General features: G+C 68.5%; 17 protein-coding genes. 5 read left to right on the top strand and 12 right to left on the bottom strand.

The genetic code is table 11. From position 1 onward, the window contains the following. Nucleotides 1–16 precede the first annotated feature (16 nt). Nucleotides 17–889 (top strand): helix-turn-helix transcriptional regulator, encoded by an 873-nt coding sequence (locus IPK85_26075; protein ID MBK8250834.1) that lies wholly within the window; start codon nt 17–19, stop codon nt 887–889. On the opposite strand, the gene IPK85_26070 is transcribed toward IPK85_26075, so the two are convergent. Continuing rightward, nucleotides 886–1,425, bottom strand: a complete 540-nt coding sequence (locus tag IPK85_26070) for a DinB family protein (protein MBK8250833.1) — start codon at nt 1,423–1,425, stop codon at nt 886–888. The genes IPK85_26075 and IPK85_26070 overlap by 4 nt on opposite strands. Next, entirely contained in the window at nt 1,425–2,231 is an 807-nt protein-coding gene (locus IPK85_26065) for a DUF1080 domain-containing protein (protein ID MBK8250832.1), read from the bottom strand. The genes IPK85_26070 and IPK85_26065 overlap by 1 nt, the downstream gene beginning before the upstream one ends. Nucleotides 2,232–2,511: 280 nt before the next feature. Here IPK85_26065 and IPK85_26060 point away from each other — a divergent pair, with 280 nt between their 5' ends. Beyond that, entirely contained in the window at nt 2,512–3,588 is a 1,077-nt protein-coding gene (locus tag IPK85_26060) for a hypothetical protein (protein MBK8250831.1), read from the top strand. 96 nt (nt 3,589–3,684) lie between these two features. On the opposite strand, the gene IPK85_26055 is transcribed toward IPK85_26060, so the two are convergent. The 6 genes from IPK85_26055 to IPK85_26030 all read right to left on the bottom strand — a co-directional run bounded on the left by IPK85_26055 (nt 3,685) and on the right by IPK85_26030 (nt 9,780). After that, on the bottom strand, nt 3,685–4,470 hold the full coding sequence (locus tag IPK85_26055) for a class I SAM-dependent methyltransferase (protein ID MBK8250830.1): 786 nt from the start codon (nt 4,468–4,470) through the stop codon (nt 3,685–3,687). Next, nucleotides 4,467–4,835 (bottom strand): VOC family protein, encoded by a 369-nt coding sequence (locus tag IPK85_26050; protein ID MBK8250829.1) that lies wholly within the window; start codon nt 4,833–4,835, stop codon nt 4,467–4,469. The genes IPK85_26055 and IPK85_26050 overlap by 4 nt, the downstream gene beginning before the upstream one ends. A gap of 495 nt (nt 4,836–5,330) precedes the next feature. Beyond that, the gene (locus tag IPK85_26045; GenBank protein ID MBK8250828.1) at nt 5,331–6,143 is read right to left on the bottom strand and encodes an SRPBCC domain-containing protein; all 813 of its coding nucleotides are present in this window, start codon (nt 6,141–6,143) and stop codon (nt 5,331–5,333) included. Continuing rightward, nucleotides 6,140–6,742: a helix-turn-helix transcriptional regulator gene (locus IPK85_26040; GenBank protein ID MBK8250827.1), complete on the bottom strand. Its 603-nt coding sequence runs from the start codon at nt 6,740–6,742 to the stop codon at nt 6,140–6,142. Before IPK85_26040 ends, IPK85_26045 begins: the two co-directional genes overlap by 4 nt. Before the next feature lie 44 nt (nt 6,743–6,786). Next, nucleotides 6,787–9,441, bottom strand: coding sequence for an ABC transporter permease (locus tag IPK85_26035; GenBank protein MBK8250826.1), 2,655 nt, complete (start codon nt 9,439–9,441; stop codon nt 6,787–6,789). A gap of 9 nt (nt 9,442–9,450) precedes the next feature. Then, nucleotides 9,451–9,780, bottom strand: a complete 330-nt coding sequence (locus IPK85_26030; GenBank protein MBK8250825.1) for a PadR family transcriptional regulator — start codon at nt 9,778–9,780, stop codon at nt 9,451–9,453. Nucleotides 9,781–10,066: 286 nt separating this feature from the next. On the opposite strand from IPK85_26030, the gene IPK85_26025 reads away from it, so the two are divergent. The 3 genes from IPK85_26025 (at nt 10,067) to IPK85_26015 (ending at nt 13,226) form a co-directional block, all read left to right on the top strand. Continuing rightward, nucleotides 10,067–11,284 (top strand): ABC transporter permease, encoded by a 1,218-nt coding sequence (locus IPK85_26025; protein MBK8250824.1) that lies wholly within the window; start codon nt 10,067–10,069, stop codon nt 11,282–11,284. A gap of 101 nt (nt 11,285–11,385) precedes the next feature. Further along, nucleotides 11,386–12,483: a hypothetical protein gene (locus IPK85_26020; protein ID MBK8250823.1), complete on the top strand. Its 1,098-nt coding sequence runs from the start codon at nt 11,386–11,388 to the stop codon at nt 12,481–12,483. A gap of 143 nt (nt 12,484–12,626) precedes the next feature. Further along, entirely contained in the window at nt 12,627–13,226 is a 600-nt protein-coding gene (locus IPK85_26015; protein MBK8250822.1) for an outer membrane beta-barrel protein, read from the top strand. Nucleotides 13,227–13,304: 78 nt separating this feature from the next. Here the strand turns inward: IPK85_26015 and IPK85_26010 are convergent, their stop codons facing one another. The 4 genes from IPK85_26010 to IPK85_25995 form a co-directional block, all read right to left on the bottom strand. Beyond that, nucleotides 13,305–13,781 (bottom strand): hypothetical protein, encoded by a 477-nt coding sequence (locus tag IPK85_26010; protein ID MBK8250821.1) that lies wholly within the window; start codon nt 13,779–13,781, stop codon nt 13,305–13,307. Further along, nucleotides 13,778–14,170 carry a hypothetical protein gene (locus IPK85_26005; protein ID MBK8250820.1) on the bottom strand — a complete coding sequence of 131 codons (393 nt, stop codon included), beginning with the start codon at nt 14,168–14,170 and terminating at the stop codon, nt 13,778–13,780. The genes IPK85_26010 and IPK85_26005 overlap by 4 nt, the downstream gene beginning before the upstream one ends. A gap of 3 nt (nt 14,171–14,173) precedes the next feature. Continuing rightward, entirely contained in the window at nt 14,174–14,728 is a 555-nt protein-coding gene (locus tag IPK85_26000; GenBank protein ID MBK8250819.1) for an RNA polymerase sigma factor, read from the bottom strand. 164 nt (nt 14,729–14,892) lie between these two features. After that, nucleotides 14,893–15,441 (bottom strand): cupin domain-containing protein, encoded by a 549-nt coding sequence (locus tag IPK85_25995; protein MBK8250818.1) that lies wholly within the window; start codon nt 15,439–15,441, stop codon nt 14,893–14,895. Nucleotides 15,442–15,553 lie beyond the last annotated feature (112 nt).

The raw sequence follows: 15,553 nt of genomic DNA, 5'->3' as shown, positions 1-15,553 counted from the left end.
GTATATTCTGGCGACGATGCCGATTGCCCCGCTTCCGAAATCCTGCGCGATCCCGCCCGGCCTGTACCGCGGGACCCTCTTCGCGCTCGATGATTGGCTGTGCCACGGACATGACACCCCGCGCGGCCACGAGGAGTGGTGCGGTGAAGATCGCGTCGTGGTCACCCGGCGCGGCGTGTGGGACCTCGAGGTGGCGGGACAGGCGCAACGGTGTGACCCCACGGCCGTCACCTTCTGGCCGCGCGAGACCCCGTACCGCGTCCGGCACCCGATCGGCGGGCGCGACCAGTGCACGGTGTTCCGCCTCACCGCCGCGGGGCGCGACGCGCTGATGGACGCCGGCGGCACGATCCCCGGGGGGGACGCGCGGGAGACGCGCAGCCGGGCCATCGATGGACCCACACACTTCCTGCATCGGCGGGCGCTGGACGCCGCGCGGAGCCCTGGCGATCCCCTCGCCATCGAGGAAGCGGGCACCGTGTTCCTGCAGCGGATCAGTGCAGGCCACGCGCTCACGTCCCGCCGTGGCACACAGCCCGTGGTGGACCGGGCGCTCGACTTCATGGCCGCCGAGTTCCGGCGCCCCCTCACCATCGCCCAGGTGGCGCAGGCGGCCGCGGTGTCTCCGTTCCACTTGTCGCGACTCGTCCGGCGGACGGTGGGCACGTCGCTCTATCGTCACGTCCTCACTCTTCGCCTGCGGGAAGCGCTCGAACGCGTCGCCGAGGCGGACAGCCCCGAACACCTGGCGACCCTGGCCCTCGACCTGGGCTTCGCGTCGCACTCGCACTTTACCGACGCCTTTCGCGCCGAGTACGGATGCCCTCCGTCCCGGATCCGTCAGACATCACGCGGCGCCAGGCGTTCCGTTCGCGCGCCGCGAGCCTAACGATCCATCACAGACAGGTAGGCGCGCCAGGGCCCCACGGCCTGGCGATACCGCTTCGCCATGACCCGCGCCACCTGGGCCAGGTGCCCCAGGTCATGGGCCACCCACGTCGCGAGCAACTGTCTCAGGGTCACGGCACCAAACTCGGGGTGCACCCCCTCCAGGTCGAGCTGCGACGCGTCGAGCGACCACGACCGCAGCTCCTCGAGGCTGGAGCGCCGCAGCGCGGCGAAGGTGGCGAGTTGCTCGTCGAGCGGTGGAGGCGTGGTGCGCAACTGCGCCGTGCGGTCGAACGGCACAAACCGCCGGTCGCCCTCCTGGGCGAGGATCAGGCGCGCCCGCGGGATCCAGTCGGTGCGCTCCCCGTGAATCAGGTGGCCCAGGACGTCGCGCGCGCTCCAGGTCTCGCCTCCTTCGGTGGCGGAGAGCCACTCGTCAGGCAGGTCACGCAGCCACACATCCAGCACCGCAGGGGTACGCGCCAGCACGGCACACCCCGACGCCAGCCCGAACGGGGCGTGACTCACCACAGGCATCACGGCTGCGTAACGAGGGGGCGAACCCAAATATTGCGAAAGCGCACCGGGTTGCCATGATCCTGGAGGCAGAGCGGGCCACGTGCGTGTTTCGGGGCATACGGATCGATACGGCGATGGGCAGTCGGTCCCCAGAACTGGCGCGCGTGGTGCACCAGGACGCCGTTGTGGTACACCGTGATCACCGCTGGCGCCACGAGTCGTTCGCCCTCGAATCGCGGTGCGGTGAAGGCCATGTCATACGATTGCCATTCTCCCGGCGGTCGCGATGCGTTAACCAGCGGGGGAAACTGTCCGTACATCGCGGCGGCCTGGCCGTCCGCATACGTCTGGTTCTCATGGCTGTCCAGCACCTGGATCTCGAAGGTACACGCGAGAAAGACCCCGCTGTTACCACGCCCTTGCCCCTCACCTTTCGCTGGCGTCGGCGTCTGGAATTCCACGTGCACCTGCACGTCCCCAAACTCGTCGCTGCTCCGAATCAACCCACGCCCTGGGGAGAGGACGCCGTTGGTGATGTTCCAGGTCATCGCCGAATCGCTCGCCATGCGCCACGACGCCGTCGTCGAGCGCGGGCCAAGGAGCACCACAGCGTCGCCTGGCGGCGCGGGAAAGACCCCGGGGCCCGGAGTAACCACCAGCGGGCGCGGGCGACGACTGTCGTGCACGCGCCACTTGCCATCGGGCTGGAGTGGCGTGTCGTCATACCCAACGACGGACTGCTGGGCGGCCGCCGGCGCGGCGAGGGAGACGAGGGCCGCCAGGAAACGAGGCAGCGCACGACCGAAGCAACGGAAATGGATCATGCGGAAGTCTCACCCGATCTCACCACGCCGGCAACGCTGTGATATCGCCGCCTCGGACCCCCGGCATCAAATTTCCGCCTTCCTGACCGCTCCTGCGCCCCCTCAGGGAGCACTTCCGCTCGGCAGGCGGGCCAACCGCCGACGTCTTCCTGACACCCGGGGCACGCATGTGGTGGCGCCGACGTCCCAGCCGGGCGTGGCCGGCGAGGGTGAAGGCCGAACGGCCTGGACTCCCGGCGGCGCGTCGGCTGAACCTTGGGCGCGGCGACGTCCGTAGGAGGTGCGTCGACGCTCCTCCCGCATGTACTCCACCTGCATCTTCTGTAACAAACCGCTCGGCTCCAACGAATCGCTGGAGGCGTTCCCGGTCGGGCAGCGCCTTGCGTTTGATCCATCACGGGGGCGGCTGTGGGTGGTGTGTCGCAGCTGCGAGCGGTGGAACCTCACACCGCTGGAAGAACGGTGGGAGGCGATTGAGCAGGCCGAGCGGTTGTACAGCGACACCCGGCGACGCGTGTCGACCGACAACATCGGACTTGCCCAACTGCGCGACGGCACGACCTTGGTGCGCATCGGAGAACCGCAGCGCCCGGAGTTCGCCGCCTGGCGTTACGGCGACCAATTCGGACGCCGCCGGACGCGTGCACTACTCTGGAGTGGCGCGGGCGTCGCCGCGGCCGCCGCCGTCTTTGCGGGGGGAACGGCCGCCGGCGTGGGCATGGCGGGATTCACCGGCGTACTCGCGCAGCTGGGCCGGCGGGCCGTTTTTGGAAGTCCGCAGGCCATCGTGGCGCGGCTTCGCACGGCGCAGAACGGCTTGGTCGAGGTTCGCCGACGACACCTTGCCGAAACCGAGATGCAGACCGAGGCCGATGGGTCACTCGGGCTCCGTCTCCGATTCAAGGGCGGGGAGGAGGTGTTCCGTGGTCCCGACGCGGAACGGGTAGCGGCGCTCATCCTCCCGCAGGTCAATCGGTTCGGCGGAAAGCGTAAGGACGTCTCGGCGGCCGTGCGCGAGATCGAAAGCTACGGGCACCCCGCGAAGTACCTTTCAATGCTGGGCGGCCGCTCGCGCCACCTGATGAAAGCGATGACCACGGATGGCGTGACGAAAGGCGCCAGACGACGGCAGGAAAGCGAGTTCCACAAGTATGGGCTCTTCTCGCTGCCCGTCGCCCAGCGCCTCGCGCTGGAGATGGCCCTGCATGAGGAATCGGAGCGCCGGGCCCTCGAGGGTGAACTCGCCAGCCTGGAACAAGCTTGGCACGACGCCGAGGAGATCGCGTCGATTGCGGACAATCTCTTCCTGCCGACTGCCGTGGACGCGCAGCTCAAGGGACTCAAGGGATCCGACTGATCGTCGCAGCGCGGCGGGAGCGTGCTCCTTCGCGCGTACGTCGGGCGCCGCAATGCCAGGATGACGTACCCGCCCCGTGCCGGATGCTGCGAAGCGCTACGCGGCTCGCGCGACCACGATGATGCTCCGCGCGCAGCACATCGCGCGCGATTCGCACGCGTCAAGCAGGGCCGCGTTCTCCATGGCGACCTGGGGCTGTCGTCGGGCCAAACGTTGCCGGAATCGCCAGCGATGCCAGGCCATGAGCGGCCAGGACAGCAGCCACAGCGCCACGGCGGAGCGCTTGGTGCGATCGTACCTCGGGCTCACTTCTGACGCGCCCGCGCGGAGCAGGGCAAAGGCGAGGTAGTAGTAGCTGACCGGATGGATGTGCCCGGAGGTGTGGACCACGTCCACCTCGCTCAGCGAGAGCGGGTCAAACAGGGTGGCGAATCCGGTCCCGAAGATACGCCACCGGGAATTCATGTTGAGCACGTTGGGCGTGCTGACGATGGCACGCCCGCCGGGCCTAAGCACGCGCAGTATCTCCCGGCAGAACGCGTACTGGTCCTCGACATGCTCGACGACCTCGAGGCTGCACACGACATCGAACGACGCATCGGCGTATGGGAGGCGCCCGTCCGCCCCGATGCGGTTGCATGTGATGGCGCCATACCTGAAGATCTCTGGCGTCACGTCGCACGCCGCCACGATCGTCGCGGGCTCCACGTGCATCGCCTGGCGCACATGTTCGCCCACCCACTGCGAGAAGTAACCCTTGCCAGCGCCGAGATCGAGGACGCGCACCCCCGCCACAAGCAATGGCTCGACGAGGCGAAAGGTCGCGTCGTTGGTGCTCTGGTGCGAGATCGGCCGGATCGTCGCGTCGATGGATGCCGTCACACGTGCTGGTCGACCAACACCGGATTGCCGTCGGGATCCACCACGACGAAGTGAGCCGGACCCGTACCGTCCTTCGCTTCCAGCGTGAACGCCAGCCCCTTCTCCTTCAACTGGCGCTGCAGCTCACGCACGTCCGTGAAACCCGGGACCAACTGCGCATTGCTGTCCCAACCCGGGGTGAAGGTCAGGGTGTTCTTCTCGAACATCCCCTGGAACAGGCCGATGAGCGTTGACCCGTTCTTGAGGATCAACCACCCCTGGGCCTGGTTGCCGCCCATCTGGGTGAAGCCGAGGGCTTCGTAGAACGCCCGGGAGGCCGCGATATCCTTCACGGCAAGGCTGACGGAGAAGGCGCCGAGTTGCATGTCGACCGTGGGTGCGGGGCTGGCCGGAACTGGTGCCCTCGATTGCAGGCAACGTTAACTGGCCCTGCCCCGGACCAACAGGAGGGAGCCGGGCGCTCGCGCAGCGATCGGGAACGGCGGCCGTCCTGGCCTGTCGGTCAGCGCCGCCCTACTTCGGCTGAGCCCGCCAGGCAGCGAGCACGGCCTTCTTGGCGTCCGGAAGCCGCGCGCTAGGCGACATCTGGGTCCTGCCCGCCTCCGACAGCCCGTTGAACCACGCCCTTCCATCGAGGGTGGTCGTCGCCAGCGAGCGAAACGTGAGCCCGGCGCGAGAGCGCGGGCGATATCTGTGCGCGCAGTGACCAACTCGGATCGCTTGCCGGAATCCACGTCGGCATCTCGCTCCACGGTGCCACCTGCTGCGCTGGGACCACTTCGTGCTCTCGGGGACGAGCCGTGTGTCGCCAACGCGGAGCGAGGGCCCGAGTCGCAGCCGTTCCCTGTCGGACGCGGCGGCTATCCTGACGTCGGCATTGGGAAGCGCTCCTGCATCCACGCTTGCCAGACCGGCGTAACACGGGCGGCCGTGGCCTCCGCCTCATCGCCGTACAGGAAGAGGGTGAGCGTCGCCATCACGGTGTCACCGAACTCGATCGTGCCTACAGCAGCAATGCCGGCACCCGGCGCGTCCAGTCGGAGCAGCGCGCCCTTGGGATGGTCGTCGATGCGCTCCACAACACCGCCAAGCGCGGGAACGCCAGCCGGAACCGACCATCGTTGCCCACTCACAACCCCCGTCAGGCCAAGTGCACCAGTCAGCGCCGCCCATGCCTCCGCGCCCGTCCCAGGCACCGCCGCCATGACCCTCGTGATCGCCGAGCGTTGCCCGCGAAAATGGGCGAGATAGATCCGCAGGATGCGGAGGATGCTCGGCCACCCCTCTTCGGCACCAGTCAGTTGCCCGTCCCAATCGTCGGTGCTTGCGAACAGGCTCTGGACGATGCGCACGCGGCACACCCCACCCGCCCTCGCCTCGACGATGAACTCCGTCGCGAGCGGTGGCGATCCGGCAACCCAGCCCGAACCCTCTCGCGCGAAGACTCGTGGTGGATCCCAGTTGGTGACAACCGAGCGAGACGCCATCCCCGGGCCAAAATCCAGGGTAACCGCGACCGGCCGACCCTGCTCCTCTTCGAAGACGGCCGGCACGAACCACGCGGAGAGCCCTGGCCCAGAGGCGATCGCCTGCCACACGTCCTCCGGGGTGCCCGGAACCTCGATCTCGACCTCGACGGAACGGCGTCCGTCGCTTCCTTTGTTGACACTCATGAGGATCCCTCGGAGGTGGGGTGCTGCGGGAGTGGATGCGCGACAACAACCAGGCGAAAGGCGCGACCGCCGGGAGCGGACGCATCGTGGTATTTCGCCACGAGTGTCGCGATGGCTTCGGACAGCTCTGTAGTGAACGCGGCCCGCTCGGCCGCCGATCGAAAGCGCACCTCGACGTCGACGGCCAGCGTCGCGAGGCGCTTGCCCGCATCGCGGGCGCGGCGTACGAGGCTTCCGACCTCGCGCGTCAGCCGGGCCCCCAGGGCGATGAGGTAACTCGCGGACAGACGGTCCACCTGGCGCTGCGGGTCAACAGCAACCGGGCCGAGCGCCCCCGGCGAGACCACATACGACGCGGCGGTCGCCACGAGGAGGCGCTCGGTCAACCCACCCCACTTCCGCTCCTCCGCGAGCTGGACCAGCCCGTGGGTCTCGAGCGCATGCAGGTGGTAGTTGACCTTTTGCCGGGCAAGCCCCACGCGGGCCGCGAGGGTGGCCGCCGAGGCTGGCGAAGCCAGTTCAGCGAGCAGGCGGCTACGCGTCGGCTCCAGGGCCACGGTCGCCACCGCCGGATCGTCAATGACCTGGATGTCGTGCATGCGAGGATGTTAGCCTTGACAATTATTATTGTCAAGGCTCCGTGTCACCCCCGCAGGCTCTGGCTCAGGACGTCACTTCGGTTCATGCGCCGGGCCGGCAGCCATGCCGCCAGGACCGCTGTCCCAAGCACAGCCATGGTCACCCAGCCCACCGTAAACGGATCCAGTGGTGACACACCGTGGACGAAACCCACGATGGCACCGCGCATGGCGACCACCCCAGCAACCCCCAGCGCCACCCCTCCGGCCGCCAAGGCGAGCCCCTGGCGCACGACGAGCCAGCGCAGCCCAGCCACGGGCGCGCCGAGCGCCAGGCGAATTCCCATCTCCGGCAGTCGGCGCTGGGTCGCATGTGCCACAACGCCATAGACCCCAACGACCGCCAGCACCCCGCCCACCGCAGCGAACAGCGTGATCATGAGGGCGAGGAACCGGTTGCGTGACACCGAAAGCCCCCGGATATCCTCCATCGTGCGCATGGCACTTGGCGCGATGGTCGGATCCAGGCTGGCGATCGTGCGCTGGATCGCCGGCAATACCACCGAGGCGGGGTTCGCCGAGCGGACCATCAGGTGAAAGCCGTTGGAACGGTCCTGGGCGATCGGCTCGATCATGTCGAGTCCCGGCTCCGCGGTGACATCGCGTCCCCGTTCGTCCCCGACCACGCCGACCACCCGTCGCCAGGTGGACGCGCTGTCTGGCACCAGGTCCTGCGTGATGAACGCCCCGATCGGGTCGCGTCCCTTGAAGTACCGCTCGGCCATGGCCCTGTTGATCAGGACCACGGGCTCCGCCGTGCGCACGTCACCCGGCTCAAACACGCGCCCCGTGAGAAGGGGAACCTTCATGACATGGAAGTAGTCCGCCGACACCTGCCGGTGCCGGACCTCACGCCCGGTCCCGGCCTCGCCCATCCCCTGGATCACGAAGTCCGACGTGTATCCGCCGCCGGTCAGGGGGAGGACCGTCGTCAAGGCCGCGCCTTCCACACCGGGCAAGGCGCGCACCCGCTCCAGCAGCGCGTCGTAAAACCCATTGATCTGCTCCCCGGTCTCGTACCTCGCCCCGGGGAGCGTGAGCGAGACCACCGAGACCCCGCGTGGATCGAACCCCGGATCGACACGCAGGAGGGACCGATAACTCCGCACGAAGACCCCGGCGCCAACGGTCAGCATCACGCCTAACGCGACCTCCGCCATCACCAGGGTCGTCACCCACCGGCGCGCGCGCTGTGACGCACTCGTGGAGCGCGTCGCCTCCCGCAGGGCGTCCGCCGCCGGACGCTGGGCGGACCAGAGGGCCGGCACGGCGCCGAACACCACCGCGCAGACGAGGCACGCCACCGCCACCACGAGGACCACGCGGGCGTCAATCGAGAGGTCGGTCACCGGGAGCAGCCCCGGCGGCTGGTACGTCGCGATCAGCCGAAGGCCCATGGCCCCCAGCCACATCCCCACGGCCCCACCCGCCAGGGCCAGCACGCCGCTCTCCATGAACGCCTGACGCGCAATCCGCCCGCGGCTCGCGCCTAACGCCCGGCGCATGACCACTTCGCGTTCCCTCGTCGTCGCCCGCACCAGGAGCAACGTCCCGACGTTCGCGCACGCAATGACCAGGAGCAGCACGGTGGCGCCGAGCAGGACCAGCAGGGGCGTCCGTGACGCGCCAACCAGGAACTCCTGCAGGGGCCCCGCCCCGGCGCGCATCTGCTCATTGATCACCGGGTGTCGCGCCTCCAGCTGGCGCATCACCCCATCGAGCTGCGCATTGACCTGCGCCACCGTGGCCCCCGCACGGAGCCGGGCAAAAGGCCGCACGAAGTGCGCGCGACGAAACCAGTCCTGGTCACGGCTCGCCGCCTCCCACCGCGTTGGCACCCAGAGCTCGGTCGACGCCGACGGAAAGGCAAAGTCCGGTCCCATGACGCCGATCACCTCCACATCGTGTCCATCGGCGCGGATCGTCCGACCCACAATGTTGGGGTCGCTCCCGAAGTGGTCGCGCCACGTGGCATGACTCAGCACCGTGACCCGTGTCGGCGTGGACCAGGTCTCCCGGGGCTCGAAGCCACGCCCGAGGATCGGTGCCACGCCAAGCACCGAGAAGAAGCCACCCGTGACGCCAGTGACGGAAAGGGACGTGGCGCGGTCGCCGGTGACCACGGACACCTCGTCGTCAAAGGGCACCCACGCCGCCACACCATCCAGGGCCGGTACTTGGGCTTCCCAGTCGAGCATGTTGGCCGGCGCCGCCGTCTCCTGCACCCACCCCTTGAGTGGATTGCTCTCCCACAGCGAGATGAGGCGCTCCGGCTCGGGAAACGGCAACGGCCGAAGGAGCACAGCGTTCACCGCCGTGAAGACCGCAACCGAGGCCCCGATCCCCAGGCTGAGCACGAGCAGCACCGTCCCAGCGAGCAGCGGCTGCCGACGAAACAGGCGGAACGCATACCGCAGGTCGCGGCCTGCGTCGTGCAGCGGACGGCCTCCGCGTCCATCGCGCAGCGCCTCCTTTGTCACCTCCATCCCACCGAAAGACGCCAGCGCCCGCTGCCGGGCCTCGACCGCCCCCAACCCCTCGCGACGCCAGCGCGCCGTTTCCTGTTCCAGGTGGAACGTCATCTCCTCATCCAGGTCTCGCTCCGCGACTCGGGGCGCGATCAACGCCCGCAGCCGCAACCACTGTCCGCGCCAGCTCATCGGCATCGCTCAACCCTCCAGGATGAACTCGACGGCCTGGACATAGCGCCGCCAGCTATTGGTCTCCGCCGTCACCGCTCTCCGCCCGGCAGGCGTCAGCGCGTAGTACTTCGCCCGCCGGTTCTCCTCGGTCTGTTGCCACTCGCTGCGCACCAGCCCGCGTTGCTCCAGGCGTTGGAGCGCGGGATACAGCGACCCCTGGTTGACGTCCAGCACGCCGCGCGAGCGCTCCTGGATGCGTTGGCTCACCCCCCAGCCGTGCATCGGTTCGCGCAGGAGGACCTTGAGGATCAGGAGGTCGAGGGTGCCCCGCAGGACATCGGCTTCGTGTGGCGGCATGGTGTGTTGTGTCGGGTTTCTACACAACGGAAGTTGCTGGTGTCGGGTTTCGACAGCAAGAGGGAGGGCGCGGCGCGCCATCGCCCGGGCCACCGTGGCGAGACGCCTGCACATCAACCCCCGGCGAGGAAACGCGCCGCACCCGGCTGCCGTAGGAGTCCCCAGGCCCGTACCATCCCCGGGTCCGCCTGCACCCCTGGTTCGATGTTCGCCCTCACGAAGGGCGGGACTCGCGCCACCGGTGTAGTTCGCACCGCCATGTCCCGCGTTCTCCTCCTCCTCGCCCGTGCTTCTCAATGCTGCCCGCATCGGGGCCGATGCCCTCCGCATCAACCCCCTGCGCACTGCCCTCTCCACCCTCGGGATGATTATCGGCGTCGCGGCCCTGGTCGCGGTCCTCTCCCTCGGCGATGGCATGGAGCGGTCCGCCCGTGAGCAACTCCAGTCGACCTCGCCCATCCAGGCGATCGGCATCTCCTCCCGGATGACAGAGACCGTCGACGGCGATGCCTTCTCACGCCCGGATACGATGGCGCTCACCGTCGACATGTGGAACGCGCTGCGTGGACTCCCCGGCGTTGCGTCGGCATCCATCATGGTGCAGGCGCGGGCGCAGGCACGCCTCGACACCGTGCGGCGACTCGTCACGCTCCGGGGAACGCTCGGGGCCACGCCGCCGGCCTTGCCCCTTCGCGCGGGCCGGGCCCTCACGCCCGCCGACAGTGCATCCCCCGTGCTGGTCTCGTCGTGGACCCTGGCGCGGCGACTCCGGCCCGGCCAACCCGACTCCCTCGTGGGGCACTGGCTCTCGATGGGCAACGACTCCCTGCTGGTCGTTGGTGTACTGGCGGCGGCCCCGGGGCCGCCAGCCGCAATGGCCGAGGTTCCCTACCCGGTCGCCGGACGGATCGCCGCGGCACGCGGGACAGCCTTCCCGTCCATTCAGCTGCTCGCCGCGAGCATCGAGGACGTCGCGCCGCTCCAGCAGCGCATTGAGGGATGGTTCGACACTAACGCCCGCGAGCATGGCGGGCGACGCGCGGTCACGGTCGAGACCTACCGAGCCCGCGCCGAGCAGGCGGCGCAGGGGATCCTGGTCTTCAAGCTGCTCATGGGGGCGATTACCGGCATTTCCTCCTCGGTCGGAGGGATCGGGATCATGAACGTCCTCCTCGCCAGCGTCTCCGAGCGCACGCGCGAGATCGGGCTGCGGCGCGCCGCCGGTGCCACGCGTCGCGACATCCTGTGGCAGTTCCTCGCAGAGTCGGTGGCGATCTCCGCCTTTGGCGCGGCCGTCGGGATCGTGCTGGGCCTCATTGGGTCGTTCGGGATCACCGCACTCATCCGCCGCTTTGCCCAGGCGGCGTTCATCCAGGCGTCGTTCAGCGTCGGATCCCTGGCCGCGGCGGCGGCTGCCTCGCTGCTGGTCGGGCTGGCCTTCGGCACGTGGCCGGCCCGGCGCGCCTCGCTCCTCGACCCCATCGACGCCATCCGCCACGAATAGCCTCGCAAACGCTGTCATATCGCTGCGGACGGCCGCGCACACACTCCCGAGTACCTGACCAACCCAGGATCCCGCGCCGAGTCGGGAGGGAGCACACTGACATGTCCGGAAGCGCAGCATACCAGCGGGTCACCACGGCCCTGACGTTCGCCTTGGTCACGATGACCGCCGCCTGTGAACAGTCCACGGCACCCACCGTCGATTCGCCCGACCCGGGTGCCGCGTTGGCCGACTACCAGGCGCTGAGCCAGCTCCTGGGCTCCGAGGGATTCGTCGCGGTCAGTGGGCTCGGCGGACGCACGCCGATGAGCACCGGCACACTCGTCGCCGCCATGCAGGACCTGCCGTCCCTCGTGCAAGACCGCGCAGGGCGTGCGTACGCCGTGAATCTCTTCCGGGCCGCCCATCTCCAGGCACGGACATCAACGTTCGCGAAGACGGTGATCTCCACTCGCCACCTCGGACGCACCCTCGTCTACCGCGCGACGCTGGACCACTACGTCATTGACTCCGCGCGCACCGGCGCCCCAACCAACGGCGTGCGCTTCATCGCCTATGAACAGGATGCAGGTGGGAAGCCGATCGTCGGACGCGAGATCGGGTACGCCGACCTCCTCGACGAGGGCGCCAGCACGGGGAACGCGATCGCCCTCCGGCTCAAGGTCGTGACGCGCAGCGTGACCACGCTCGACTATCGGACCACCGTCGACGTCTCCACGACCGGCGGCTCGATCGACGTCTCGGGATTCGCGGTAGACGGCGCTTCGCGCTTTGACTTTACTATCGGCCTCGATGCGCGAACGGAGGGCACGCGCACGCTCCTGGATGCCGACTTCCAGTTCGCCGTCCCCACGCGGAACTTCAGCATCAACGGGACGGTGCGCGATGTCGAAGAGGGACGCGAGGGCGAAGGCAAGATCACCGTCACCGCACGCCACCAGGACAATACCCTTCGCAGTGCCGTGTCCGGCACCGCGGGGATCCTCGAGGGCACAATCACGTGGAACGGCACGACGTTCGTCACGATCAGCGGTCCGGCCACCAACCCCACCTTGCGCGGACGGACCGGGCAGCCGCTCACCGGCGACGAGCTCCTGATGGTGCGCAACGTCATGCAACTGAACGATGACGTCTTCGACCTCGTCGAGGAACTCATGGAACCGGTTGAGGACCTGGTGCTGCTGGGCACGATCCTCTGACCGCCGTGGGCTCGACCGCCGCTCCCTTCCTATATTGCGTTGTCCCCCGGTGGCCCTGCCGCCGGGGGATCGCGCCCTTCTCCGTGCCACGAGGTCCTGTCATGACACCACGCTGCCGCCTGTCCTCGCCACTCCTTCGCCGCATGGCCCTCGCTGCCGTCGCGGCGCTCGTCGCATCGCCCGGTTCAGCCGTGGCACAAGGCTCGACCACCCGGGGACTCTCGCTCGGAGCGCACCTCATGGGCACCTCGCTTGAGGTCGAGAATGGGGACCGCAGCGGCGGCGGTGGATTCGGTCTTCGCGTCGGCTACGGGTTCAATCGCATCGTCACCGGCTTCGTGCACGTCGATGGCTCACGCGTTGAGGTGCAGGAAGGGCAAGGGGTGGGAGGCCAATGGGACTTGGCGCATGCGGAGGTTGGAGCCCGCTTTCACTTCGCCAACTCGCTCCGGCGGCTGGTGCCGTATCTGGAAGTCTCAGCAGGTGGGCGGTCGGTGAGCGTCGCCGACGCACAGGTGAACGGCCAGGCCGTCGGCGAGCTGAGCTTCAGTGGCGCCGCGATCACCTTTGGCGGCGGGCTCTCTGCCTACTTCACGCGTAAGCTGGCGCTGGACCTCTCGCTCAAGCTCACCGGTGGCACCTTCAACAAGGTGGATGTCGGCCCGATTTCGGTAAACAACCTCGACATCGAAGCGGGTTCAGCGAGGATCGGCATCGGCTTCACCTGGTGGCCGAAGGCCTGATCGCACGGCGTCATCATGTGGAACGGGCCCCGGCGCTGGCCGGGGCCCGTTGTCGTTAGGCCTGTCGACCGTCGAGCCCTACGACGCCTCACCGCCCCCGACTCCCGCCGATGGATCCGCCCGAAGCTTTGCCAGCGCCGCCTGCTGTTGCGCGTTGAGCAGGTTCTTGATCCGGACGAGCAGCGTGAGGTGGCCCTCCTTGATGCGCCGTTCCGTCTGCATCACCCGATCCAGCCGGTCTTTCGCGCGATCCAGGTCCACCCGGGGCTTGGCGAGTTCCGTTGCCAGCGCCTCGGTTTGGTCCTGCAACTCCCACTGCAGGCTGACGACCTGACCCTGCAGCTCTCGAATCAGGCGGCTGATCGCATCGCGCTGCTCATCGGTGAGCGCGATGGCCCGCCGGTGCTTCATGATCAATTCCGGCTCGAACAAGGTCTTCGCGATCGGGTCGTCGATCGTTGGCGCGGCTTGCGCACCCGCGGGCGCGCTTGCCAACACCACACAGACCAGCGCGGCCGCCGTCAGGCGGTGCGGGAACGGCGTTCGGGACATCATGAGGGTCTCCGTCGCTCCACCGCCCCGGTACCCAGGGCAGGGAGTCGTCGCAAGTATTCTGAACCAGGTACTGAAAGCAGTCCATCGGTAGGTAACGCACGTTCGGTGCGCGACCATTCGGTCACGGCGCGCTCGAACTCACGGTCACCCGCGCGGTCCGGGCCGAGCCACAGGGCCACCCCAGCAGCGGCGGCGAGTGGTGCGGCGATCGCCGCCCAGCGCCACACGCGTCGGCGAGCCCCAGCGACCGGGACGTCGCCATGCGCGTTCGCCGGAACGCGCGCACGGGCCATCATCGCCTCAAACGACGGCGTCGCCTGCGCATCCGCGCGGCGCAACCCGTCGAACGCGGGGCGCAGCTGCTGCTCAAGTGTATCGTCGTCGGTCATCGGTCATTCCTCCGAGTCAGCGTGCGCCTGGTCGGCACGACGCCCATGGCCACCGGCCACGAGCAGTGCCCGCAAGCGCTTCTTGGCGCGTTCATAGTGGACGCGCGCCGAGCCCAGCGACACCCCCATCACCACCCCCGCCTCTGCAATCGTCATCTCCTGCTGGAACACCAGGTGCAACACTTCGCGCTGGCGGTCGGGCAACCGGCCCAGTGCGGCGCGCAGTGCCTCGCATTCCTCGGCGCGGATCAGTTCCAGTTCCGCGCTGGCTTCCCCGGACTCGGCGTCCGTGTCTGCATCGAACGGCAACTCGCGTCCCCCGCGACGCTGCAGCTCCAACGAAGTCAAGCGGATGACGCCGAACAACCAGGTCCGAAAGGACGAACGCCCAGCGAACCGGGCATTCCCCGCCAGGACCTTCACGTAGGTCGTCTGCAGGACGTCCGCGGCAAGATCCGGGTCGCCCTGGCAGCAGCTCCGTGCCCATGCAAAACCCGCCTCGTGCAGCGCGGCGAGCGATGCCTCGAGGTCCGGGGTTGGCAAGGCAGGGTGGGCCATCCAGTGAATGTGCGAGTCTCATCCCGGACTGGGTGAGGGGGGCGCGGGTTTCATATGACCGGCCGGGCTGGTCGGCCTCAGGTCCGGGCGCGGCGCGACGGCGCTGGTCCCCGTGGGCGTCGTCCCATGCGGTGACGAGGCCCCTGGGGCCGCAGTCGGGTCGGCTACGGTCGGCGCGTGTCGACCACGAGGAGGAATTCACATGGAGCGCGCCCCGTGTTGCGGAACTCGTGGGTGATGCTCGCTGGAAAGTCGATGGAGTCGCCGGCACGGAGGACGATGTGCTCACCGTCGGCATCGAACTCCACGGTGCCCCGTACGACGGTGGCATGCGACAGGGTACCATGCTGGTGTGGGGCAAAGGTCCCGCTTTCGCTCCCCGGCGGCACCACATACCACACGACTTCGATGCCTTGGGCCAGGAGCGCGGGCGCCAGGAGGTGGCGCTCGATCGCGCTCCGTGAGTCGACCAGGCGTCGGCGCTCAGCGCGGCGGCGCACCTGCATCCGCGCGACAGGTTCCGCTCCAAGGAGCGCGGAGATGGCGAGTTGCAGTCCATCGGCGATTTGCGCGGCCACACGCAGGGTCGGACTCTTGCGCCCGCGCTCCACCTCGGACAGCATGGCCGCACTGACCCCGCTGCGCGCGGCGAGCTGCTGGAGACTCAGTCCGAGCGTTCGACGTCGCTCACGCATGGCGGTTTCGAAGGTCATGTCGGGTGCCGCGAGGGGAGTTGCCGGGACGGCTGGGGTACTGGCGGTGCCCGGAAAGTAGCATATACTATCGCGAACGTGTCATTCACTATAGTGAATTCGCCCACCCCAC

Source organism: Gemmatimonadota bacterium (assembly GCA_016712265.1).
Taxonomy (GTDB): Bacteria; Gemmatimonadota; Gemmatimonadetes; order Gemmatimonadales; family Gemmatimonadaceae; genus RBC101.
This window is presented reverse-complemented; position numbering and strand designations above follow the sequence as displayed.